Below are 22717 nucleotides of genomic sequence, written 5' to 3' on the forward strand. Positions count from 1 at the left end.
GGCGGGGGTTTGGTGGAGAATGGGTTCACTGACACCAAGGAGAGCATCATGTCCCTGTACCGATTCAAATCCCGGGAAACCGGCGACCTGGTGATGCTGCAGCCGCACGGCAAGCGCATGCTCGAAATCCTGGGCAAGGACCCGGGCAACCCGGGCATCGTGTCGCCCGAGCAGATGTCGGGGGCCGTGCAGGCGCTGCGCGACGCCGTGGCGCACGAAGAGTCCGAACACAAGCGCCTGATCGAAGAGGCCGCGGCCCGGGGCGAGCCGCCCCCCGAATTCGACCCGGTGAGCCTGCGCATGCGCAGCGCGCCTTTCATCGAGATGCTGCAGCGCTGCGAGAAGGCGGGTGTCGAGGTGGTCTGGGGCGTCTGAGCGCCGGCACACAGGCCGAGTTCAAACCCCCGTGTGAACCGCTCAAAGCAATGCAGTCCGCGTCGGCGGGCTGCAGTTCGGTGATGGAATCCACCACCCGGATCGGGATCATGTCGCCCCTCGCCTCACCGGCGCGCGGGCCTTGACCCAGTGGATACCGTGGAACCGGCTCCGCCGGGCCACTGGCATCGTCCCCTTGAGGGGACGGCGCAGAGCGCCGCAAGGGTGGGTCGCGTTCAGTCCGCGAACTGGCCGGCCGCCTCGATGGCGGTCTTGAGCTTGGTGATCTCGCCGGCCACGTAGGCCTTGTGACCGGCCGGGGTCACCCGGTTGTCGTTCACCACCATGGCGCCCAGCGCTTCCTGGCGCTTGATGAACTCGGGGTCCTTCAGCGCGACGATCAGGGCGTCGTTGAGCTTCTTGGTCACGTCGGCCGGCGTGCCCTTGGGGGCGTACATGGCGTGCCAGATGGTCAGGTTGAAGCCCTTCAGGCCCATTTCCTGCAGCGAGGGGTAGTCCTTGAGCAGCTTGTGGTTGGACAGGGGCTTGGCCGTGGTCACGGCGAAGGCCTTGACGCGGCCGGCTTCGATCTGGCTGGTGGTGTTGGTGGTCTGGTCGCACATCACGTCCACCTGGCCGCCGATCAGGTCGTTCATGGCCGGGCCCGTGCCACGGTAGGCGATGGTGGTCATGGACTTGTCCAGCTTCACGGCCGACTGCCACATCAGCCCGCACAGGTGCGAAGCGGAACCCAGACCAGCGTGCGCCAGGTTGAGCTTGCCGCCGTTGGCGCGGATGTAGTTCTCGAAGTCGCGGTAGGTCTTGGCCGGCAGCTTGGGCGCGCCCAGCAGGGTCATGGGCACGTCGTTGATCATGCCCAGGTACTCGAAGTCTTCCAGCGGCTTGAACTGCTGCTTGCGGTACAGGCTGGTGGTGGCGGCCATGCCGATGTGCCAAACGAGCAGGGTGTGGCCGTCGGGCGTGGCGCGCGCGACCTTGGTGGCGCCGATGGTGCCGCCGGCACCGGCGGCGTTTTCCACCACCACGGTGGCGCCGCCCAGGGGCTTGCGCATGGCTTCGGCGAGCTGGCGGGCGACCAGATCGGTGGGACCGCCGGCAGCGAAGGGCACCACCAGGGTGATGGGCTTGCTGGGGAAGTCCTGGGCGAAGGCGCCCGACGAGACGGCAGCGGTCAAGGCAAAGGCCAGGATCTTGTTCATGCAAATGCTCCTATGGGTTGAATATTCGACGCTGAATCGTAGTCCCTGGGCGCGGGGCAGAAATCGCGGGAAGTACGTATCCAGCACTCGGGGGAAACCCTGTGTTTGAGCGATGTCATGGCCGGTCAGGCGGACTACCGATAACTGCGCGCGTCCTCGATCACCTTGCCATCGTTGGGCAGGCTGCCCGGGCTCACCACCTGGATCTCACCGCGCAGCTTGGTGACGTCGCGCACCACCGCTTCCAGCTGCTCCCGCAGACCGTCGGTGCTGTCCGTGGTCTCGACCAGCAGGCTCATCCGGTCGTTGGCCATTTCGCCGCTGACCACCAGCCGGGCTTTGCCCACCTGGGGGAAACGACGCACGATCTCGGCCACCTGCGAAGGGTGCACGAACATGCCCTTGATCTTGGTGGTCTGGTCGGCGCGCCCCATCCAGCCCTTGATGCGCGGCGCGGTGCGCCCGGTGGGGCAGGTGCCGCTCAAGATCGCGGACAGGTCGCCGGTGCCGAAGCGGATCAGCGGGTAGGCCGGGTTCAGGCTGGTGACCACGAGCTCGCCCACCTCGCCCTCGGGCACCGGGTCGCCCGTGCCCGGGCGCACGATCTCGACGATCACGCCTTCTTCCAGCACCAGGCCCTGGCGCGCGCTGGTCTCGTAGGCCACCAGGCCGAGGTCGGCGGTGGCGTAGGTCTGGTACACGTCCACACCCTGTTCCTTGAACCAGGCCGTCAGGCTCGGCGGGCAGGCCTCGCCACCGACCGAGGCCTTGTTCAGGCTGCGGATGTCGGCGCCGCTTTCGGCCGCTTTCTCCAGCAGGATGCGCAGGAAGCTGGGCGTGCCGGTGTAGCCGTCGGGCTTGAGCGCCAGCATGGCGTCGAGCTGCTGTTCGGTCTGGCCGGTGCCGGCCGGGAACACGGTGCAGCCCACCGCGTGCGCGCCCGACTCCAGGATGAAGGCGCCGGGCGTCATGTGGTAGCTGAAGCTGTTGTGCACCAACTCGCCCGCGCGAAAGCCGGCGGCAAACAGGGCGCGGCCGGCGCGCCAGTAGTCCTTGGTGGCGCCTTCGGGTTCGTAGATCGGGCCCGGCGAGGCAAACACCCGCGGCATCGCGGGGCCACGCAGCAGGGTCGAAAACCCCCCAAAGGCATCGCCGCCCGCGGCGCGCGATGCCTTTTGCATGTCCAGCAGTTCGTGCTTGCGGGTCACCGGCAGGCGCGCAAGCGCTTCCCGGCTGTTCACGCCGGCCGTGTCCACCCCCTTCAGCAGCTCGGCAAACGCGGTGCTGTTCGCCTGCGCATGCGCGACCTGCACCGGCAGCGCCGCCATCTGCGCCGCCTCACGCTCGTCGGGGGAGCGGGTTTCCAGAGCATCGAAGAATTTGGACATGGCAGTAGCGACAAAAGTTGGAGGGAGGTGTCTTCAATCGAGAACGCGGTGGAACCGGCTTCGCCGGGCCACTCGCGTTGCCCCCTTGAGGGGGTGACGCCGAAGGCGGCGCGGGGGTGCTCGCTACGCGAGCCACCTTTTTCTGCGCTTGTAGCTCTTCACATCCTTGAACGACTTGCGCTCGCCGCCGCCCATGCCGAGGTAGAACTCTTTCACGTCTTCGTTGTTGCGCAGGTCGGCCGCGGCGCCGTCCATCACGATGCGGCCCGATTCCATGATGTAGCCGTAGTCGGCGTAGCGCAGCGCCATGTTGGTGTTCTGCTCGGCCAGCAGGAAGGTGACCTTCTCCTTGGTGTTGAGGTCTTTCACGATCTCGAACACCTCTTCCACGATCTGCGGCGCCAGGCCCATCGAGGGCTCGTCGAGCAGCATCACGCTGGGGTTGGTCATGAGCGCGCGGCCGATGGCGCACATCTGCTGCTCGCCGCCCGAGGTGTAGGCCGCCTGCGATGTGCGGCGCGTTTTCAGGCGCGGGAAGTAGTTGTAGACCTTCTCCAGGTTCGCCGCGATCTCGCCCTTGTCGGTGCGGGTGTAGGAGCCGGTGAGCAGGTTTTCCTCGATGGTCAGGTGGGCAAAACAATGCCGCCCCTCCATCACCTGCACCACGCCGCGGTTCACCAGATCGGCCGGCGTGAGGTTTTCGATGCGGTCGCCGCGCAGCTCGATGCTGCCCTTGGTGACCTCGCCGCGCTCGGCCTTGAGCAGGTTGGAGATGGCGCGCAGCGTGGTCGTCTTGCCCGCGCCGTTGCCACCCAGCACGGCGGCGATCTTGCCTTCGGGCACGTTGAGCGAAACGCCCTTCAGCACCAGGATCACATGGTTGTAGATGACCTCGATGCCGTTGACGTTGAGAACGATGTTGGGAGTGGTGCTCATGGTGTGTTCCTCGTGAACCATTCACAAGACGCGGCGTGCCGGTCTTGTGGATGGCGGCTGGCGAACCAGCCGCGATCACTTTTCAACCTATCCGCCGCGAGTGAGGTGACCCATCCGAGGATGCCGCCGGGCCGGCTTTGCCGGACGGCTGGCATCGCCCCCTTGAGGGGGGCGCGCGAAGCGCGGCGAGGGTGGGTCAATTCATGCGGCGGGGGTGGGCTTAGCTCTGGCAGTCCTGACCCGTCCTGCGGGTCAGCTTCTTCTCGGCCGCGTACTTGTCGGCCGCGGCCTTGACCATGGGCTTGATGATCTGTTCATCGGCCTGGTACCAGTCGCTGCTGAACGCCCACTTGCTGCCGTCCCAGGTGTGGATGCGGGCCCAGGCCGCGCCCATGTGGTCCTGGCAGCTGGTGGAGATCGGGCGCATCACGCCCTTGAAGCCCAGCGCGTCGAGCTTGGCCTGCGTGAGGTTGAGGTTTTCATAGCCCCAGCGCGCCTGTTCGCCCGTCATCACCTTGCCCTTGCCATACTTCTCCTGCGCAGCACGAACACCCTCCACCGCGAACATGGCGCTCATGAGACCGCGCATGTAGAGCACCTGGCCCACTTCGTCCTTGGGCCCCGTGCCCTGGCCCTTGGCGTGCACCTTTTCCAGGATCTCCTTGACCACGGCCGAGCCGGTTTCGGTGCCGTGCTGCATGGTGATGGCGTTGTAGCCCTTGGCGCCCGCGCCCACGTCCTTCACGTCGGGCTCGGCGCCGGCCCACCACACGCCGTACATCTTCTCGCGCGGGTAGCCGGTGGCCTGCGCTTCCTTCAGCGCGGTGGAGTTCATCACGCCCCAGCCCCAGTTGAGCACGTAGTCGGGGCGGTTCTGGCGGATCTGCAGCCAGGTGGCCTTCTGTTCCACACCGGGGTGGGTCACGGGCAGCAGGCTCAGCGAAAAGCCGTGCATGGCGGCGCGTTCCTGCAGCAACGGGATCGGCTCCTTGCCGTAGGGGCTGTCGTGGTAGACCAGCGCGATCTTCTTGCCCTTGAGCTTGTCGTAGCCGCCTTCCTTCTTGGCGATGTGCTGGATCAGCACGTCGGCCGCCACCCAGTAGGTGCCGGCAATCGGGAAGTTCCACTTGAACACGCCGCCGTCGGCCGACTCGCTGCGGCCATAGCCGGCGGTGATCAGCGGGATCTTGTCGCTCGGGGCCTTTTCGGTCAGGGCAAAGGTGATGCCGGTGGACAGCGGCTGGAACACCGTGGCGCCGCCGTTCTTGCCCTTCAGGCGCTCGTAGCATTCCACGCCGCGGTCGGTGGCGTAGCCGGTTTCGCACTCCTCGAACGAGACCTTCACCCCGTTGACGCCGCCGCGGGCGTTGGTGAGCTTGAGGTAGTCGGCGTAGCCGTTGGCGAAGGGCACGCCGTTGGGCGCGTAGGCGCCGGTGCGGTACACCAGTGAGGGAAAGAACTGCTCCTTGGCCTGGGCCATGGCAGCCGTCGGGACCACGGCACCCGACAGGGCGGCACAGGCCAGTGACACGGAGAGAACCAGATTACGCATTTTCATCACTTGTCTCCTATAGGAACGTTCAAACACACACTGAAAAACCAACCGAAAAACAACCGCACCGCCGGAGCGCGTCTAGTGCGGGAAGGGCCAGAGGCGAAGTTTCTGTTTGCCGATGCTCCAGAGCTTGGCCAGCCCGTGCGGCTCCACGATCAGGAACCACACGATCAGGGCGCCGAACACCATGAACTCCGTGTGGGACACGGCGGCGGTGGAAATCTCCACGCCGAGCAGCGCGCCCAGGGCGGGCAGGAACTGGTTCAAGAAAATGGGCAGCACCACGATGAAGGCCGCGCCGAAGAAGCTGCCCATGATGGAACCCATGCCGCCGATGATCACCATGAAGAGCAGCTGGAACGAGCGGTCGATGGAGAAGGCCGCGGGCTCCCACGAGCCCAGGTGCACGAAGCCCCACAGGCCGCCGGCCACGCCCACGATGAACGAGCTGACCGCGAAGGCGCTGAGCTTGGCGTACATGGGGCGGATGCCGATCACCGCGGCGGCCACGTCCATGTCGCGGATCGCCATCCACTCGCGGCCGATGGCCGAGCGCACCAGGTTTTTCGCCAGCAGCGCGAACACCACCAGGAAGGCCAGGCAGAACAGGTACTTCTGCAGCGGCGTTTCGATGGACAGGCCGAACACCTGCAGGTTGGACACCGAGACCGAGCCCGAGGCGTTGTTGTTGGTGAACCAGCCGATGCGCAGGAACGCCCAGTCGCAGAAGAACTGCGCCGCCAGCGTGGCCACCGCGAGGTACAGCCCCTTCACCCGCAGGCTGGGGATGCCGAAGAACATGCCCACCAGCGTGGCGAAGAAACCGCCCGAGAGCAGGGCGATGATCAGTGGCATGCCCTCGATGCGGATGTAGGTGTTGTAGGCCATGTAGGCGCCCACCGCCATGAAGGCACCCGAGCCCAGCGAGATCTGCCCGCAGTAGCCCACCAGGATGTTCACGCCCAGCGCGGCCAGCGCCAGGATCAGGAACGGGATCAGGATGGCGCGGAACAGGTACTCGTCGGCCAGCATCGGCACGCCGATGAAGGCGAAGGCGATCAGCACGAGGATGGCCCAGCGGTCCTGCGCGATCGGGAAGATCTGCTGGTCGGCGCGGTAGGAGGTCTTGAATTGACCGTTTTCACGATAGAACATGGTGCGAGCCCTTTCTTTGTTTTCGTTGTGCGGTCACACGCGGTCAATAATTTTTTCGCCGAACAAGCCTTGCGGCCGGAACAGCAGGAACACCAGCGCCAGCACGTACGCAAACCAGATCTCGATGCCGCCGCCCACGTAGGGGCCGAGGTAGACCTCGGAGAGCTTCTCGCCCACGCCGATGATCAGGCCGCCGATGATGGCGCCGGGTACCGAGGTGAGGCCGCCCAGGATGATCACGGGCAGGGCGCGCAGCGCCACCGTGGTCAGCGAAAACTGCACACCCAGCTTGGAGCCCCAGATGATCCCGGCCACCAGCGCGGTGATGCCGGCCACGAACCACACGATCACCCAGATGCGGTTGAGCGGGATGCCGATGGACTGCGCCGCCTGGTGGTCGTCGGCCACCGCGCGCAGGGCGCGGCCGGTGCCGGTCTTCTGGAAGAACAGCGAGAGCACGGCCACCAGCAGCGCGGCCACGCAGGCGGCGTACACGTCCTCCAGGTTGACCAGCACGCCGCCTTCGAAGGTGCCCTCGAACAGGAACACCGGGTCCTTGGGCATGCCCACGTCGATCTGGTAGATGTCCGAGCCGAAGAGCGTCTGGCCCAGGCCGTCGATGAAGTAGGTGATGCCCAGCGTGGCCATGAGCAGGGTCACACCCTCCTGGTTCACCAGATGGCGCAACACCAGGCGCTCGATCAGCCAGGCCAGCGCGAACATGAGCACCGCCGCCAGCGCGAAGGCCAGCACGTTGCCGATCAGCTTGCTCTCCAGGCCCAGCCACTGCGGGATCCAGGCGGAGAAGCGGGCCATGGCCAGCGCCGCGAACAGCACCATCGCGCCTTGGGCGAAGTTGAACACGCCCGAGGCCTTGAAGATCAGTACGAAGCCCAGCGCCACCAGCGAATACAGCATGCCGGCCATGAGGCCGCCCAGCAATGTTTCAAGAAAAAAAGCCATGGCTTATCTCTCCCCCGTTGCTTGCTCGCTGCGCGTAGCCGCATCCCCCCTCAAGGGGGCGGCGCTGGCAGCCCGGCAGAGCCGGTTCTGCGGCGCCCTGGGTTGGCGCTCCTTCACATGGACTGGTGTGTTGTTCTGATACATGGTCTGTCCCATCAATGTGATGTGCCGAGGTACGCGCTGATGACTTCTTCGTTGTTGCGCACCTCGTCGGGTGTGCCGTCGCCGATCTTCTTGCCGTAGTCGAGCACCACCACGCGGTCGCTGATGTCCATCACCACGCCCATGTCGTGTTCGATCAGCACGATGGTGGTGCCGAACTCGTCGTTCACGTCGAGGATGAAGCGGCTCATGTCCTGCTTCTCTTCCAGGTTCATGCCGGCCATGGGTTCGTCCAGCAGCAGCACCTGCGGCTCCATCGCCAGCGCGCGGCCCAGGTCCACGCGCTTTTGCAGGCCGTAGGGCAACTGGCCCACGGGTGTCTTGCGGTGCGCCTGGATTTCCAGGAAGTCGATGATGTGTTCGACGAACTCGCGGTGCTGCTCTTCTTCGCGCTGGGCCGGCCCCAGGCGCAGCGCCTGCAGGAAGAGGTTGCTCTTGATGCGCAGGTTGCGCCCGGTCATGATGTTGTCGATCACGCTCATGCCCTTGAACAGCGCCAGGTTCTGGAAGGTGCGGGCGATGCCCATCTCGGCGACCTGGCGGCTGTTCATGTGCTTGAAGGTCTGGCCGCGAAAGCTGATGCTGCCGTCCTGCGGCTGGTACACGCCGTTGATGCAGTTGAGCATGGAGCTCTTGCCCGCGCCGTTGGGGCCGATGATGGCGCGCACCTCGTGCTCCTTCACGTTGAAGGAGATGTCGGTGAGGGCCTTCACGCCGCCAAAGCGCAGGCTGATGTTTTGCACGTCGAGGATGACGTCGCCAATCTTTTTGGTCATGCCGCAGCTTTCACGGGTGCAAAGGTCCTGGCGTCGTCCACCTTCAGCGTGGCGCTCACGCTGCCGGTGCGGCCGTCTTCGAACTTCACCTGGGTTTCAATGAACTGCTCGGTCTTGCCGCTGTACAGGGCGTCGACCAGCACGCTGTATTTGTCGGCGATGAAGCCGCGGCGGACCTTGTTGGTGCGCGTGAGTTCGCCGTCGTCGGCGTCCAGTTCCTTGTGCAGCACCAGGAAGCGGCTGATCTGGCTGCCGGCCAGCAGCTCGTCGCGGCTCAGGTCGGCGTTGACCTTCTCCACGCACTCGCGGATCAGCTCGTAGACCTCGGGCTTCTGCGCCAGGTCGGTGTAGCCGGCGTAGGGCAGGTTGCGGCGCTCGGCCCAGTTGCCCACGGCCTCGAAGTCGATGTTGATCATCGCGCAGACCTTCTCGCGCTGGTCGCCGTAGGCCACGGCTTCCTTGATGTGCGAGAAGAACTTGAGCTTGTTCTCCACGTACTTGGGCGCGAACATGGCGCCGTCGTTGGCACCGCCCTTGATGCGGCCCACGTCTTTCACGCGGTCGATGATCTTCAGGTGGCCCGAGGCGTCGATGAAGCCCGCATCGCTGGTGTGGTACCAGCCGTCGGCCGTCAACACCTCGGCCGTGGCCTCGGGGTTCTTGTAGTAGCCCTTGAGCAGGCCGGGCGATTTCACCAGGATCTCGCCGGTCTCGCTCAGCTTGATCTCCACGCCCTCGCAGGGAACGCCCACGGTGTCGGCGCGCGCTTCGTTGTCGGGCTGCAGGCAGACGAACACGGCCGTCTCGGTCGAGCCGTAGAGCTGCTTGAGGTTGATGCCGATGGAGCGGTAGAAACTGAACAGATCAGGCCCGATGGCCTCGCCCGCGGTATAGGCCACACGCACGCGGGAGAGCCCCAGGCTGTTGCGCAGCGGGCCATAGACGAACACATTGCCCAGCGCGTACTTGATCGAGTCCAGCAGGCCCACCGGCTTGCCGTCAAGCTTGTCCGGGCCGACGCGTCGCGCCACGTCCATGAAGCCGTGGAACATCTTGCGCTTGATCGCGCCCGCGTCTTCCATGCGGATCATCACCGTGGTGAGCAGGCCCTCGAACACGCGCGGCGGCGCGAAGTAATAGGTGGGCCCGACTTCCTTCAGGTCGATGGTGACGGTGGCGCCCGACTCCGGGCAGTTCACCACGTAGCCGGCCACCAGCCACTGCGCGTAGCTGAAGATGTTCTGCCCGATCCAGGCGGGCGGCAGGTAGGCCAGCACCTCGTCGTTTTCGGTCAGCTTGTCAAAGCGCGCGCCCACGGCCGCGCGGTCGATCAGCGTGTTGTGCGTGTGCACCACGCCCTTGGGGTTGCCGGTGGTGCCGCTGGTGAAGAACATCGCGGCCACGTCGTCGGGCTGGGCCATGTCCACCTGCTGCTGGAACAGCTGGGTGTGGATCTTCGCGAAGGCCTGGCCAGCGCCGATCAGTTCTTCCAGCGCGCCCAGGCCGGGTTGGTCGTAGTTGCGCAGGCCGCGCGGGTCGTCGTAGTAGATGTGCAAGAGCTGCGGGCAGCGGTCGCGGATTTCGAGCATCTTGTCCACCTGCTCCTGGTCTTCCACCACCGCGAAACGCACCTCGGCGTTGTTGATCGGGAACACGCATTCGGCGCCCACCGCGTCCTGGTACAGCGGCACGGGAATGGCGCCCAGCGACTGCGCGGCCAGCATGGTGGCGTACAGGCGGGGCCGGTTGGCGCCGATCACCACCATGTGTTCACCGCGCTGCAGGCCGGCCTGGTGCAGGCCGCAGGCGATCGCCTCGACCAGCTGCGCCATGGCGGCCCAGGTGGTGGTCTGCCAGATGCCGTATTCCTTTTCACGCATCGCCGCCGCGCCCGGGCGGCGTTTCGCGTGGTCCAGCAAGAGCCGGGGGAAAGTGTTTTGCATTGCCGAAGTCTCCTGAGTCCGAGGGTCGTGGCAGACCGCTTCCGGGGTCTGTGGGCACCCCAGGTTTGAATCATTCTGGGCGCGATGTTAGGCAGATGTTTGACGTTGTGTTGTCGGTACGACGACAATTGAAGGGTCTGCCCTCCTAGGACTTTCCCTAGGGAAGTCCCACAAAAACCGCCTCCCGAAGGGCATGCATGCTGTTTTTCCTCTCTCTGCTGTTGACGGTCTGGGTCTCGCTGCGCTGGGCCTCGTGCTTCGCCCGTTCACCGGCCGACGGCTATTGGATCTTTGTCGCCAGCGTGATGCTGCAGGTCGGTGCGATCACCAGCCTGACTTCATTGGTTCACCAGTTGACCCCGTCGATGTGGGTGCTGGTTCAGGTGCTCGTTGGCGCCGTCACGGTGCTGTTGACGGGCGGTCCGCGCCGGCCAACGGGGATGGCGTGGAGCCGGTGGTATTCAAGACTCGCAGCGTTCGTGTCGGGGCTCTCGCTCTGGGGGGGCTTGGCGCTGAGTGCCATCTGCGGTATGTCGCTGGTGTCGATGGTGGTGCAGGTGGCGACCCCCCTTCAGGGTTACGACGAGAGGATGTACCACGCCTCACGGGTCATCTACTGGATTCAGCACCAGACGGTCTTTCCCTTTGACACGCACAACATCCGGCAAACGATCGTTCCTTTCGGAAGTGAACTGTTCTTCTTGTGGCCGGTGCTGCTGACGAAAACCGAGGCAGTGGGCCGTCTGGTCTTCTGGTTGGCGCTCCCGTTGGCATCGGTCGGCCAGTACGTTCTCTTGCGCACGCTGAAGCTGAGCCAGACGGTGGCCCTGGTCGGTGTGCTGATCCTGATCTCGACCCCTCTCATTGCGTCCAGTACGGTGGGACTCAAGCCGGAAATCTGGTCCATCGTTGCCTTGCTGGGGCTTGCCTATTGGGCCGTTTCCATTGGCGCGGGAGCTGAGGAGGCAAAGGCGAAATTTTTCTTTCTGGGGGTGTTCGCGGTCCTGAGCATCAACGTCAGGTCCTTTCCCCTGTCGCTGCTTCCCAGCCTGTTGCTGATCGTGTGGTGGGCGCCCGGTCCGTTTTCGTTCGCCACGCGGTTGAAACCTTTCGCTGCCGGTCTGGTGGGCGCGGGTCTTTTGAGTTCGCTGCTCATTCCACTGGCATTCAACACCGCCCTCTACCACCACCCGCTGGGGCCGGGTGAGGTTCGGCGCATCATCCAGGCCGATGTCTCGCCAAGGGTGATGTACACGCACGCCGTCCGCTTTGCATCCTTGCTGTGGGAGCTGCCCGACGTGCCTGCTTCGGCCGAAACGCGAAGCCACTTCAGTGGCGCCGCCAACCGATTCATCTCGGCCATGGGCGCTGGCGTGCCCTTGGCCGACGAAAACGATCGCCCCTGGCCCGGCCGGTTCGCGTATTCATTGCCGGAGCATTCCACCCGGTTTTCACTGTGGGGGCTGCTGTGGATTCCCGTGCTGTTGACGGCGGTGCCACTCTTGATCCGCAACGTGTTGACCACCTGGCCCCGGGTGAGGCTGACGGCTGTTTCGGCACACGCGTTGCTGGCCATTCCATTGCTGGGAGCCATCCTCTTCGGCGCGCGGTGGATGGTCCAGTCCGAGGTGCCGGGGCGGTTTCTCGTGGGGCCCTATGCCTTGGCGTTGCCCATGGGCATCGCACTGATCGCGCCGTACCTCTCCAGCAGGAGAAAGCTCGCGCAGCTGCTCATCGCGGGGGTGGTCGCGTATGGCGTGTACCAGCCTATCCGGGGGCGGGCTGACGCTGCCGTGCAGGCCATTGCCGTGCCTGTTTCGGAAAGGGTGGTCAACGAACCCTTTGACGAAGTGGTGGGGGCGCTCATGCCACCCGGCTCTCGTGTGCTTTTTGTGGGGCATCAGCACGCCCGCGACTATCCGCTCTTCCTGCCCGAGGCCCACTATGCCAACGCCGTGATCCCCTGGGGCACAGGGTCTTTCGATCCGGCAAGAATGCGCCGGTTGATCGCATCGGAACAAGTGAGCCACGTGCTGATCCAGGACGAAAAGCGGGTGGTGTTCAAGTGGTTTCCCGCCCTCGATACCCGCGAAATGGTGACGTGGCTGACCGCGCAAGCAGGGCTGAAGGCCGTCCATCTCAAGACACCCCACATGCGACTGTTTGAGGTGAGTGGCGCCGCGGCAATGGATGAGTGGCCGTTCAGTACCACGGAAGCCCCGCCCGCTGCGCCCTTGATCAAAGTCGACGACACCCTCAAAACCCAGGTGGGCATCGATCCGACCCTGCTGGAGACAGCTTGGCCGGTCGAGAACCCAGGGGGCAGCGAGGGCGGATACCTGTGGATGGGGCAGGGGTCTGCCGAAGGCCTGGGGTTCGCGCTGTGGTCGCGGCAGGATCGCGACGTGGACTTCCGGTTCCAGGTGTCCCCCGGCCCCGGGCTGGACGCGCCCGGCAGGAGGGTCATGGTGCTCCACGACGGCATACCCGTTGGGGACGAGCACCGCTTCCAGGGCGAGGCGGCCATCGTGTTGCGCACCCGTCTCCATGCGGGGCGAAACCTCATCGACCTCTTTGCCGTGGATGCCGCCACGATCCGTCCGCTGCCCAATGGCGACCCCAGGGGCCTGGTGGTCGGTCTTCACGAGGTTCGCATCGAAGCGGTGCCCGTGGCCGCGGTGGACGACATTCGCCCCGATTCGCCGGGCCAGGTCGGCGAAAACGCCCGCAGCACTGGGAGCGATGACCTGGCCCGCAGCGCACGCCAGGCGGTGGGCCTGATCAACCGCCGGCAGCAGGCCGATGGCTATTGGCTCACCTCGCACACCAGCGAGGCGCAGTTTGACGAGCCGACGGAGGAAATGAACACCTACGTCACGTCGATGATGGTCGACCTGCTGGGATCCAGGCGTGACCCCGTGGGGCTTGGCGGAGGCCTGGAGCGGGCCCGCACCCATCTGCGCAGCCAGATCGAAGCCGGCGGACTCGTTCGATACCACGGCCGGCCAGGCACCCGTGCCATGGCCGCGCACGGGCTGTGCACGATCACGCCCGATGCCGACGACACCGCACTGGTCTGGCGGATCGCCCCCGGTGCCGATGCGTTGCGATCGCCGGCCTTGGAGACGCTGCGGCGGTACCGCACGGCCGAAGGCCTGTACAAGACCTGGCTGGGGCAGCGGCGTGAGTACCAATGCATCGACCCCGGTGCCAACCCGAATCCCACCGACGTGGGCATCCAGATGCATGTGCTCATGTGGCTGGCCCAGGCCGACCCACCGGCGGCCCGTGCGCTCTGCACGGCGCTTCGCCAAACCATCGACCAGGACCGCCTCTGGGTCTACTACGACAGGGCGCCGCTGGTGCCCGTCATGCGCCAGGCCGACCTGAAAGCCGCGGGCTGCGAGGTGCCACTGCCGCCATCGCGTTCACAAACGACCGTGGAAGGACAGGCGATCTGGTTGGCTGCGAGCCAGATGCTGCAGCAGCTGGAGGGCGGCCGGGACCACGCGCCCACCTCGGCGCAGGTGGTCCATCTGCTGCAAGCACTGTCGAGGGATGGCTTTGCGCCGGTGAGGCAGAACCCGCCCTTGCTGTACCACAACGATCTCACGGCCTCGGTGCGCAGGTTCTATTGGTCGGAAGACGTGGGCCATGCCCTCTGGTTGAGGCTGTATCTGGACAGCGTGCGTCTCGGCCTTCTGGCGGCCCCCGACAACGACAGCGACAAAGACCGTGTCGCCGACGGTGGTCGAATCCTTCGGAAATCACCATGACGGATCGTCCCAAAGGCGCCCGGTGGCTGCTGCGTCTGTTGTCGTGCATCCGGTTCGACGAGGTCCTGGTTCTTCAGGGCACGCCCCTGCTGGGCGCGGTGTTTGCGATGAACCACCTCACGATGCAGAGCGCCGCGGCGCTGTTGCTGCTGGCGGTGGGAAACGCCTTTCTGGTGGCCCACGTCTTTTTGCTCAACGATTGGGCCGGCATCCACCAGGATCTCCGTGATCCCGCCCGATCGGCCGGCGTGTTCCTGAACCGCGGCGTTCGGCGCCAAGAGATCGCGGCTTTGCTGCTGATCCTGCTGCTGCTGAGCCTGGTGGCTTTCGGCCAGCTGGGTCCGGCGACGCTGGGCATCGGTCTGATGATCGCCGTCGCGAGTGCCCTCTACTCCGTCCCGCATGTGTACATGAAGGGTGTCCCGCTGGCCAGCTCACTGCTGCATCTGGTCAGTGGGGTGCTGCACTTCTTGCTGGGCTATTCGGTGTTTCAAAGTCCCGACGTCCATGGCTTGCAGATTGGGCTGTTCTTTGCCGTGATCTTCGGCGCGGGGCACCTGACACAGGAGGTTCGCGATTGCGAGGCCGACCAGGCCAACGGCATTCAAACCAATGCCGTGACATTCGGCAAGAGGCGGAGCTTCATCGCCGGTTTCGTGCTCTTCACGTTCGCCGACGCCCTGTTGATCGTGCTGGCCATGGGCGGAGCCGTGCCGCAAGAGCTGGCCTTTTTCGTCGCCGCGCTCTACCCGTTGCATTTCCATTGGACGCTGCAGGCGATGCGTGAGGGCCTGCCGTTCGAGAGCGTGCGCCGGCTGCAGATACGGTACCGCGCCTTGTATGCGGGCATTGGCGCCGTCATGATCGTTTCCGTGCTTTTGACGTGAAACCGCCGACATTGAAACCACGAGTGACAGGATCCCTGCCATGGCTCCACTGACCCCCCTGCGCCCCGGCTCCGCGTTGCGCGAACGCGCCCGCCCACCCACCGCCCAGGAGCTGGCGGAAATCCCCTGGCTGCACAGCCTCACCGCGAGCGAGAGCGAGCGCGCGCGTGCTGCGCTGGTGGTCAGCGAAGTGCTGGCCGGCGAATACATCTGCCGCATCGGGCGGCCCGTCACCTACTGGTTTGGTCTGGTCGATGGCCTGCTCAAGATGAGCAACGACGACTCCATGGGGCCGGTCATCACCTTCACCGGCGTGGCGCCCGGCGGCTGGTTCGGCGAAGGCACCGTGCTCAAGCACGAGCACTACCGCTACAACATCCAGGCGCTGCGCAAGAGCCGTGTGGCCGGCCTGCCGGTGGACACCTTCGACTGGCTGCTCGACCACTCGCTCGGCTTCAACCGCTTCGTCATGCACCAGCTCAACGAACGGCTGGGTCAGTTCATCGCCGCGCGCGAGATCGACCGCATCAACAACCCCGACCTGCGCGTGGCGCGCAACCTCGCCGCCCTGTTCCACCCGCTGCTTTCGCCCAACGTGGGCGACATCCTGCGCATCACCCAGCAGGAGCTGGCCTACCTGGTGGGGCTGTCGCGCCAGCGGGTGAACGAGGCGCTGTCCACGCTGTCGGACAAAGGCTGGATACGGGTGGAATACGGCGGCCTGCGCGTGCTCGATCTGCCAGCGCTGCGCAGCGGCGAGTTATGAGGCTCTGTGCCTCGGTTCTCCGTGGCGCCGCGGGCCACCCGCATCGGGGTGTTTCCTCATCAGCGGATGAAGCGCCCGTTGCGCCCCACCAGTGTCAGTTCCACGAAACGCGAGGCGTTGCGTTCGGGCGTGCTGGCGTTGATCTCGAAGCCACCCAGGTCCCACTTCTTGAGGTTCCAGGTCGCGTCGATGAAGGCCGCGCGCGTGGGGTTGCGCCCGGCGCGCGCCAGGGCCTCGGCGAACACGCGGGCGTTGATGTAGCCCTCCAGCGCCAGGTGCGAGGGCTCCGCCGAAGCGCCCGATGCTTTCCAGTCGGCCTGGAAGTCGCGCACCACCGGCATGACCGCATTGGTGGGCAGGGGCACCACCTGCGAGATCGCCATGCCCGTGGCGTCGGCGCCCAGCGCCTTCACGGTGGCGGATGAGCCCATCACCGACAGCGCATACAGCGTCACGCCGCGCTGGAGCGCTCGGAAGGCCTTGACGAACTCCAGCGTGGGCTTGCCCGCCAGGCCGATCACGATGGCATCCAGGTTGCCCTGCGCGAGCTTGTCGGCGGCGGCGCCCGCGTCCGAGGCGTTGTTCTCCACCGTGACGGAAATGGCCTCGGGCAACTGGAGCTGGCCCATGGACTGCCTGGCGGCGTTGAACACCTCTTTGCCGAACGCATTGTTCTGGTAGACGACACCCAGGCGCCGGATGCCGATGGTGGACAGGTGCTGCACCAGCTTCTCGGTCTCGTCGGCATAGCTGGCGCGGATGTTGAACACGTTGCGGGCGGTTTTCACGCGGCTGAGCTGCGCGCCCGTGAACGGTGCGAAGAAGGGAATGCCGCTGTCGATCACCTTGGGCAGCATGGCCTCGATCATGGGCGTGCCCATGCAGTTGAACAGGGCGAAGGTGTCGCGCTCGGCCAGGAAACGATCCACGTTGGCCAGGGCCTTGGGCGTGTCGTAGGCGTCGTCCTGCGTGACCAGTTCGATGGCGCGGCCGTGCACGCCGCCGCGCGCATTGAGGGCCCCGAACGCGGCCTTGGCGCCCAAGTGCATGGCCGAGCCCAGATCGCCCAGCGGACCGGTGAGCGCGATGGACTGCGCGATCCTGAGCGCGCCTTCCTGTGCCTGGGCGTGGCCGATGCCCAACCAGGGCAGGCCGACGGCGGCGGCCAGGAGCTGGCGCCGGGCGATGCGGGATGGGGGGTGTTGCATGTTGTCTCCTCGATGGCTGGAGGCCGTGGGGCCCAGGGAGGCCGCATCATCCCGTATTAATTGGCGTTATTTTGTCGTTCTGACGACAATTGGAGTCGTGGTATTCCCGCATTCGCGCTCGGCTCGCCGCCTGGCGCCGAGCCTGCGGACACCGGAGTCAATCTGGGATGATCCCCCCATGACCACCGACAAAAAGCCCAGCACGCTCAAGCTCAACCCGGGCGCTGCGAAGAAGACCCCGGCCGACCCCTTCGCGCCGCGCCGCGCGCCCGTGCGCCCGCCCGGCCCGGCCCGTGCCAAATCGGTTTCCGCCTCCGCGCCCAAGCCGCCGCGTGAGCCCTCGCCGGGCTTCGGCGCCAAGCGCGCCGGCACCGAAAGCGAGCGCAACGAGCGCCCGCGCTATGGCGCAGACCGCCCGGGCAGCGACCGGCCCGCTGGCCCGCGCCCCACCGGCGACCGCCCGCGTTCCGGCCCAGCCGCCGGCCCGCGCGGCGACGACCGCGGCTGGAGCGAGCGCCCGGCCCCGCGCCGCACCGACCCGCGCGACCCACAACCCCATGGGGCGGGAGACCGTCCGCAGCGCGGCCCGTCCGCTGCACCGCGCTTGCCGCAGCCCCACCGGCCCGATCTCGCCCGCGTCGGCAACGTGCGCGGCGAGATCCGCCTCAACAAACGCATGGCCGACCTCGGCCTGTGTTCGCGCCGCGAGGCCGACGAATGGATCGCGCGCGGCTGGGTGCTGGTCAACGGCGAACCCGCCGTCATGGGCATGCCCGTGGCGCCCGACGCCCAGGTGGAGGTGCTGCCCCAGGCGCGCCACCAGCAGGCCGGGCAGGTCACCATCCTGCTGCACAAGCCCATGGGTTACGTGAGCGGCCAGCCCGAAGACGGCCACGAAGCCGCCGCCACGCTGATCGGCGCGCCCAGCCAGTGGCGGGGCGACGCCCGCCACCCGGCCGATGGCCGCCGTTTCGCCCCCGAACACACCCGCGGCCTCGCGCCCTGCGGCCGGCTCGACATCGACTCCGTCGGCCTGCTCGTGCTCACGCAAGACGGCCGCATCGCGCGCCAGCTCATCGGCGAGAGCAGCGGCATCGAAAAGGAATACCTGGTGCGCGTGCACTACGCACCCAACGGCCCGCAAGGCGCAGGCGTGGTCACGCAGAACGTGCAGGCCGTCTTCCCCGCCGACAAGCTGGCCCTGCTGCGCCACGGCCTGAGCCTGGACGAGCAGCCATTGAAGCCTGCGCAGGTCGACTGGATGAACCCCGAGCAATTGCGGTTCATATTGAAGGAAGGCAAGAAGCGCCAGATCCGCCGCATGTGCGAACAGGTGGGTCTGCACGTGGTGGGCTTGAAGCGCATCCGCATCGGCAACGTGGTGCTGGGCAATCTGCCGGTGGGGCAGTGGCGGTATCTGGGGGCGGGGGAGAGTTTTTGATCGCTTTCAAACAATGGCTCCGATTCGATCAAGGTACTTGACTCATCTGACGACCACCGGCGACTTCATCGTTCATCCAAAGAATGCCACCACGCCACCGCATCTTTGTCCGCTCCCACGCCATCCAGCAAGCCCAACGCAAACTGGAGGCTGAGTCCTACCCTCGTTTGCAGATGACCTTGATCGCGACATTGACAGGTGCTTTCGGGTTGCTCTCGTCTTTCCTGCTGTTGCGTCAAGGCGTGGAGAGCATGGCCATTCGATATCCGACGGCGGTACTGTCGGCCTACGTCATGTTTCTGTTCCTGATCTGGTTGTGGCTCAGGACCAATCGTGATGACTACGTCGATGTCCCGGACTTTTCGTCTCCGTCTGGTTCGGGCTCGGGATGCGGCAGTGGTGCGGAGTCCGCCGCACCGATCCGAAGTGGAAGCGGTGGCGATTTTGGCGGTGGCGGTGCGAATGCCAGCTTTGATGGAGCCGGCTCCTCGGTGGACGACGGCCCAGGTCTGGGGTCGGAGATGGGCGATGCGGCTGGGGCCATCGCGGAAGCCGACGAGCTGGCGATTCCGCTGCTGGCGGTTGTGATGGCGGTGGGGCTGGCCTTCGCCTCGCTGTACGTGATCTACATTGCGCCGACGCTGCTGGCCGAGGTACTGGTGGACGGTGCGCTGTCGTATGCCTTGTACCGCTACGTTCGTGGGGACGATTCAGAACACTGGTTGCCCACAGCTGTGCGGCGCACGGTGCTTCCTTTCCTCGCCACCGCGATTTTCCTGGCAGCTGCGGGAGCGGGCATGGCAGCTTACGCGCCGGGCGCGCGTTCTATTGGCGAGGTGGTGCGAAGCGGGGTTTCCGCGCCATAGGCTTGCAGGCGACGCTAGGCGTGCTCAACGTCATCGATAGGGTGGGCCAGTCGGTGCGGCGGCCTGGGTTCACGCATGCGCAGAAGCCATAAGTTGTAGTTTCGGCATTGTGTAACAAGGCTGGCAGGAGGATACTGCGACTGTAAAAAAATGAAACGGTGTGCATCAGCGCCGCCCAGGTGAGGACCCGAGCTTTTTCCAGGTGGATGCCGACCCAACCGTACCGAGGAGACCGATCGTGCTTGAGATGAAGGCACTCCTGCTCGTGAAGGGCCTCGCCAAGAATGACAAACGAATGATCGAACGCCTGGCGCGTGGTACCGACGGCTTGTCCGGCCCGGGGGTGTCCAGACGTGGTGCGCGCGCGGCGGTTGCGGTCGTTTTGACGCCGGGCTTGTTGCTGTGGCCGCTGCCAGATGCCATGGCGACCAGCGCCGTCCGGCTCGCATCGGCGGGGAGCCCGGCGATGGACGTGGCCGGCATGGACATCGGGGAGCTGGTCAACGTCAGGGTTTCACCCTTCGAGGTTTCCACGCATCTGGACCAAGGCTACCGGGCCTCGAATTCGGTGTCCGGTTCGCGTTTCGACGCGCCGATCCGGGACCTGCCGTTCGCCATCCAGGCGTTCACCGAGTCCTTCATTCAGGACCAGAATCCGCAAAACCTCTTCGACATCGCGCGCTATTCGCCGGGCGTGACGTACCGCAGCAACGACTTCAACGAGGGCAACGCCAACCTCGCCATCCGCGGCTTCGCCGTCAGTGCCACGCCCGGCAACGTTCAGGTGTTGCGCGACGGCTTCCACGGTCCTTCGATCTTCGACTTCACCAACATCTCGCGCGTGGAAGTGGTCAAGGGCCCATCCTCGTTTCTCTACGGGCAAGTGGCTCCCGGCGGCATCGTCAACGTCATCACCAAGACCCCGCAGCCGACGTTCGCCGCCACCGCCGATGCGCGCTACGGCTCCTATGGCCAGTACCGATTCGATGCCGACGTGACCGGGCCGGCGTCGAAAACGCTTTTCTACCGGATCGCGGCTTCCCACGACCAGGACATGCACTACTGGAAGCCCTACGACGCCCATTCCCGGAACATCTCGCCCTCCCTGCTCTGGCAGCCCAACGACCGCGTCAGTGTATCGGTCAAGTACGAGCACTTCCTCAAGGTCGAGAGTCCGCAGGTCATGCAGAAGCCCGGCTACAACACCCAGGCCGGCATCGTGCCGACCGCCTCCGACCCCAACCGTTCCGGCGTCGACGTGCCCGGCCTGCCGGACAACTGGAACAGCATGTCCAACGCGGACCATCGCCGCAGCGAAACCAACGGCCTGAGCACATGGATCGATGTCAAGGCCAACGATCACTGGAACCTGCGCGCGGGCTACGCCCGCCAGTCCTACGAGGTTGACGCGCTGTTCTCCGGCAACCTCGGCATGGCCAACAACGCCACCCTCATGCAGGGTCGCCGCGTCAGGTTCCAGACGTACACCAACCTCGACGACACCTACGAGGCCCAGGCCGTCGGCAAATACACCTTCGGCGACACCAGCCTGCGCCTGCTGGTCGGCACGCAGTACAGCCGCCGCCGTTTCGACAACCGGGCCGCGCAGGCGCCCAACGACCCGGCGCTCGGCAGCGATCCCACCGCGTCGCCGCTGCCGCTCTGGGACTTGAGCAACCCCGCCACCTGGAACCGCGATGGCGCGATTCCACTCTCCGCGCTGACGGCAAACGCGACCGACACGACCACCGACTATGTCGACAAGTCGGTCCATGGCGGTTCGACCTTCGGCTTCTTCGGCGACCGCTTGCTCGTGCTCGCGGGCTGGCGCAAGACCGCGACGGAAAGCCAGCTGGTCAACCACCTGACCGGTCTGTCCCAGGCCAAGATCACCGCCAGCGCGGTCACGCCCCAGTACGGCGTGCTGTACAAGTTCACCCCCGGGCTCTCCGCATTCGCCTCCTACGCCGAGTCCTTCGTTCCCGGCACGCAAATCCTCCGCAACCCCGACGGAACGAGTCGAGCGGCCGAACCCACCCGGGGGCGCGGCCACGACATCGGTCTCAAGGCCGACCTGTTGGACGGCCGACTCTCCGGCACGCTCACGTTCTTCGACATCCGCAACAAGAACATCGTCAACGATCTGGCCGTCACGGATGCACAAGGCAACGTGGCCATCTACAACGTGCAAAGCGGCGAACAGCGTTCGCGCGGTTTCGAGCTGGACACGACGGCCGCGCTGACCGACAACTGGCAGCTGTATGTTTCCTACAGCCGCATGAACGCCCGCATCACCGAGTTCAGCGGCCACGACGCCGCCATCCTCGCCCAGGACCCGGCGACGCTCGACGCCTCCGGGCTGGCGAACTACAAGAACGTGCTGCGCTTCCACAACGCGCCCTTGCAGATGAGCGCGCCCCACCTCGCCAACCTCTGGACGCGCTACAACTTCACACAGAGCGGACTGCAGGGGCTCTACGTCGTCGGCGGCGCCAACTTCGTGCGCGACCAGACCATCCTGCCCGACGGGCCGGCGTCGGCACGCCAGACCTACACGCTCGTCAACGCCGGCATCGGTTATGGGTGGCAATCCAACGGCCGGCGGATGAGCATTGATCTCATGGGCAAAAACCTCACCAACGAAAAGTACCGGCCTTCGCAGAGCACGCGCGGACGCCCTCGGGAGTTCCAGCTTACCTACGTGGCCAGGTTCTGATGCCGACCAAATCCATGAGAACCGTTCTCAAACTGTGGGTCATCGCACTGCTGTGGATGCTGCATCTGCCGGGTCTGGTCGCCAGCCAGGAACTGGCGCTGGCCAACCCGAACCGGGTCAAGGCCGCCTTCCTGCGCAATTTCGCCCACTACGTTGGTTGGCCGGCCGATGCGTTTCCCAACAGCAGCACGCCCTGGCACATCTGCGTCCTGGGGCCGGATCCTTTTGGCGACATTCTGGAAACGAGCTTGAAGGGGCGCACGGAGCAGGGGCGCTCATTCGAGGTCTTCCGCGCCGAGACGCTGGACCAATTGCCGTCGTGCCAGATGGTTTTTCTCGCCTACAAAGACGACACCCGGCGCCGTGCCGTGCTCGACAAGTTGAAGAACAAGCCGGTGCTGACCGTCGGCGACGCGCCGGAATTCCTGCGCGAAGGGGGAACCATCCGTTTTGAGGTCGATGACCGGGTGCGCCTGAGCATCAACCTGGACCAGGCCCGGATCGCGGCGCTGACCATCCAGACCCGCATGCTGGAGGTCTCCAGCGAGGTGCTCGACAACGGCGTGGTCCGGCGGATGAGGTAG

17 protein-coding genes are annotated in these 22717 nt (G+C 65.6%); 8 read left to right on the forward strand and 9 right to left on the reverse strand.

The window, feature by feature from the left end; translation table 11 throughout:
* The first annotated feature begins 48 nt into the window (after positions 1-48).
* Positions 49-375: a DUF1840 domain-containing protein gene (locus KIH07_RS07280; RefSeq protein WP_226491338.1), complete on the forward strand. Its 327-nt coding sequence runs from the start codon at positions 49-51 to the stop codon at positions 373-375.
* 236 nt (positions 376-611) lie between these two features.
* Here the strand turns inward: KIH07_RS07280 and KIH07_RS07285 are convergent, their stop codons facing one another.
* The 8 genes from KIH07_RS07285 to KIH07_RS07320 all read right to left on the reverse strand — a co-directional run bounded on the left by KIH07_RS07285 (position 612) and on the right by KIH07_RS07320 (position 10473).
* Complete coding sequence (locus tag KIH07_RS07285; protein WP_226491339.1) at positions 612-1595, reverse strand: tripartite tricarboxylate transporter substrate-binding protein; 984 nt, start codon at positions 1593-1595, stop codon at positions 612-614.
* A gap of 134 nt (positions 1596-1729) precedes the next feature.
* Positions 1730-2983 (reverse strand): phenylacetate--CoA ligase family protein, encoded by a 1254-nt coding sequence (locus tag KIH07_RS07290; RefSeq protein WP_226491340.1) that lies wholly within the window; start codon positions 2981-2983, stop codon positions 1730-1732.
* A gap of 123 nt (positions 2984-3106) precedes the next feature.
* Positions 3107-3919 carry an ABC transporter ATP-binding protein gene (locus KIH07_RS07295; protein WP_068167498.1) on the reverse strand — a complete coding sequence of 271 codons (813 nt, stop codon included), beginning with the start codon at positions 3917-3919 and terminating at the stop codon, positions 3107-3109.
* 220 nt (positions 3920-4139) lie between these two features.
* A complete protein-coding gene (locus KIH07_RS07300; RefSeq protein WP_226491341.1) occupies positions 4140-5477 on the reverse strand; it encodes an ABC transporter substrate-binding protein in 1338 nt (445 codons plus the stop codon).
* Between the two features lie 75 nt (positions 5478-5552).
* Positions 5553-6629: a branched-chain amino acid ABC transporter permease gene (locus KIH07_RS07305; RefSeq protein WP_226491342.1), complete on the reverse strand. Its 1077-nt coding sequence runs from the start codon at positions 6627-6629 to the stop codon at positions 5553-5555.
* A 33-nt stretch (positions 6630-6662) separates the two neighbouring features.
* Positions 6663-7592, reverse strand: a complete 930-nt coding sequence (locus KIH07_RS07310; RefSeq protein WP_226491343.1) for a branched-chain amino acid ABC transporter permease — start codon at positions 7590-7592, stop codon at positions 6663-6665.
* Between the two features lie 155 nt (positions 7593-7747).
* Positions 7748-8530, reverse strand: a complete 783-nt coding sequence (locus tag KIH07_RS07315; RefSeq protein WP_226491344.1) for an ABC transporter ATP-binding protein — start codon at positions 8528-8530, stop codon at positions 7748-7750.
* Positions 8527-10473, reverse strand: a complete 1947-nt coding sequence (locus KIH07_RS07320; RefSeq protein WP_226491345.1) for an AMP-dependent synthetase/ligase — start codon at positions 10471-10473, stop codon at positions 8527-8529. Before KIH07_RS07320 ends, KIH07_RS07315 begins: the two co-directional genes overlap by 4 nt.
* 197 nt (positions 10474-10670) lie before the next feature.
* Between KIH07_RS07320 and KIH07_RS07325 the strand changes: the two genes are divergently transcribed.
* Genes KIH07_RS07325 through KIH07_RS07335 form a run of 3 tightly spaced genes read left to right on the forward strand, consistent with a single transcriptional unit; the run spans position 10671 to position 15902 of the window.
* Positions 10671-14249, forward strand: coding sequence for a glycosyltransferase family 39 protein (locus KIH07_RS07325; protein ID WP_226491346.1), 3579 nt, complete (start codon positions 10671-10673; stop codon positions 14247-14249).
* Positions 14246-15136 (forward strand): UbiA family prenyltransferase, encoded by an 891-nt coding sequence (locus KIH07_RS07330; protein WP_226491347.1) that lies wholly within the window; start codon positions 14246-14248, stop codon positions 15134-15136. The genes KIH07_RS07325 and KIH07_RS07330 overlap by 4 nt, the downstream gene beginning before the upstream one ends.
* Before the next feature lie 40 nt (positions 15137-15176).
* On the forward strand, positions 15177-15902 hold the full coding sequence (locus KIH07_RS07335) for a Crp/Fnr family transcriptional regulator (RefSeq protein WP_226491348.1): 726 nt from the start codon (positions 15177-15179) through the stop codon (positions 15900-15902).
* A 59-nt stretch (positions 15903-15961) separates the two neighbouring features.
* On the opposite strand, the gene KIH07_RS07340 is transcribed toward KIH07_RS07335, so the two are convergent.
* On the reverse strand, positions 15962-17110 hold the full coding sequence (locus tag KIH07_RS07340) for an ABC transporter substrate-binding protein (RefSeq protein ID WP_226491349.1): 1149 nt from the start codon (positions 17108-17110) through the stop codon (positions 15962-15964).
* A gap of 178 nt (positions 17111-17288) precedes the next feature.
* Between KIH07_RS07340 and KIH07_RS25540 the strand changes: the two genes are divergently transcribed.
* From KIH07_RS25540 to KIH07_RS07360, 4 genes are all read left to right on the forward strand, one after another.
* On the forward strand, positions 17289-18551 hold the full coding sequence (locus tag KIH07_RS25540) for a pseudouridine synthase (RefSeq protein ID WP_413465714.1): 1263 nt from the start codon (positions 17289-17291) through the stop codon (positions 18549-18551).
* Positions 18552-18634: 83 nt separating this feature from the next.
* The gene (locus tag KIH07_RS07350; RefSeq protein WP_226491350.1) at positions 18635-19417 is read left to right on the forward strand and encodes a hypothetical protein; all 783 of its coding nucleotides are present in this window, start codon (positions 18635-18637) and stop codon (positions 19415-19417) included.
* A gap of 247 nt (positions 19418-19664) precedes the next feature.
* Positions 19665-22133, forward strand: coding sequence for a TonB-dependent siderophore receptor (locus KIH07_RS07355; RefSeq protein WP_226494641.1), 2469 nt, complete (start codon positions 19665-19667; stop codon positions 22131-22133).
* Positions 22133-22717, forward strand: coding sequence for a YfiR family protein (locus KIH07_RS07360; protein WP_226491351.1), 585 nt, complete (start codon positions 22133-22135; stop codon positions 22715-22717). The genes KIH07_RS07355 and KIH07_RS07360 overlap by 1 nt, the downstream gene beginning before the upstream one ends.

Source organism: Hydrogenophaga taeniospiralis, assembly GCF_020510445.1.
Lineage (GTDB): Bacteria > Pseudomonadota > Gammaproteobacteria > Burkholderiales > Burkholderiaceae_C > Hydrogenophaga.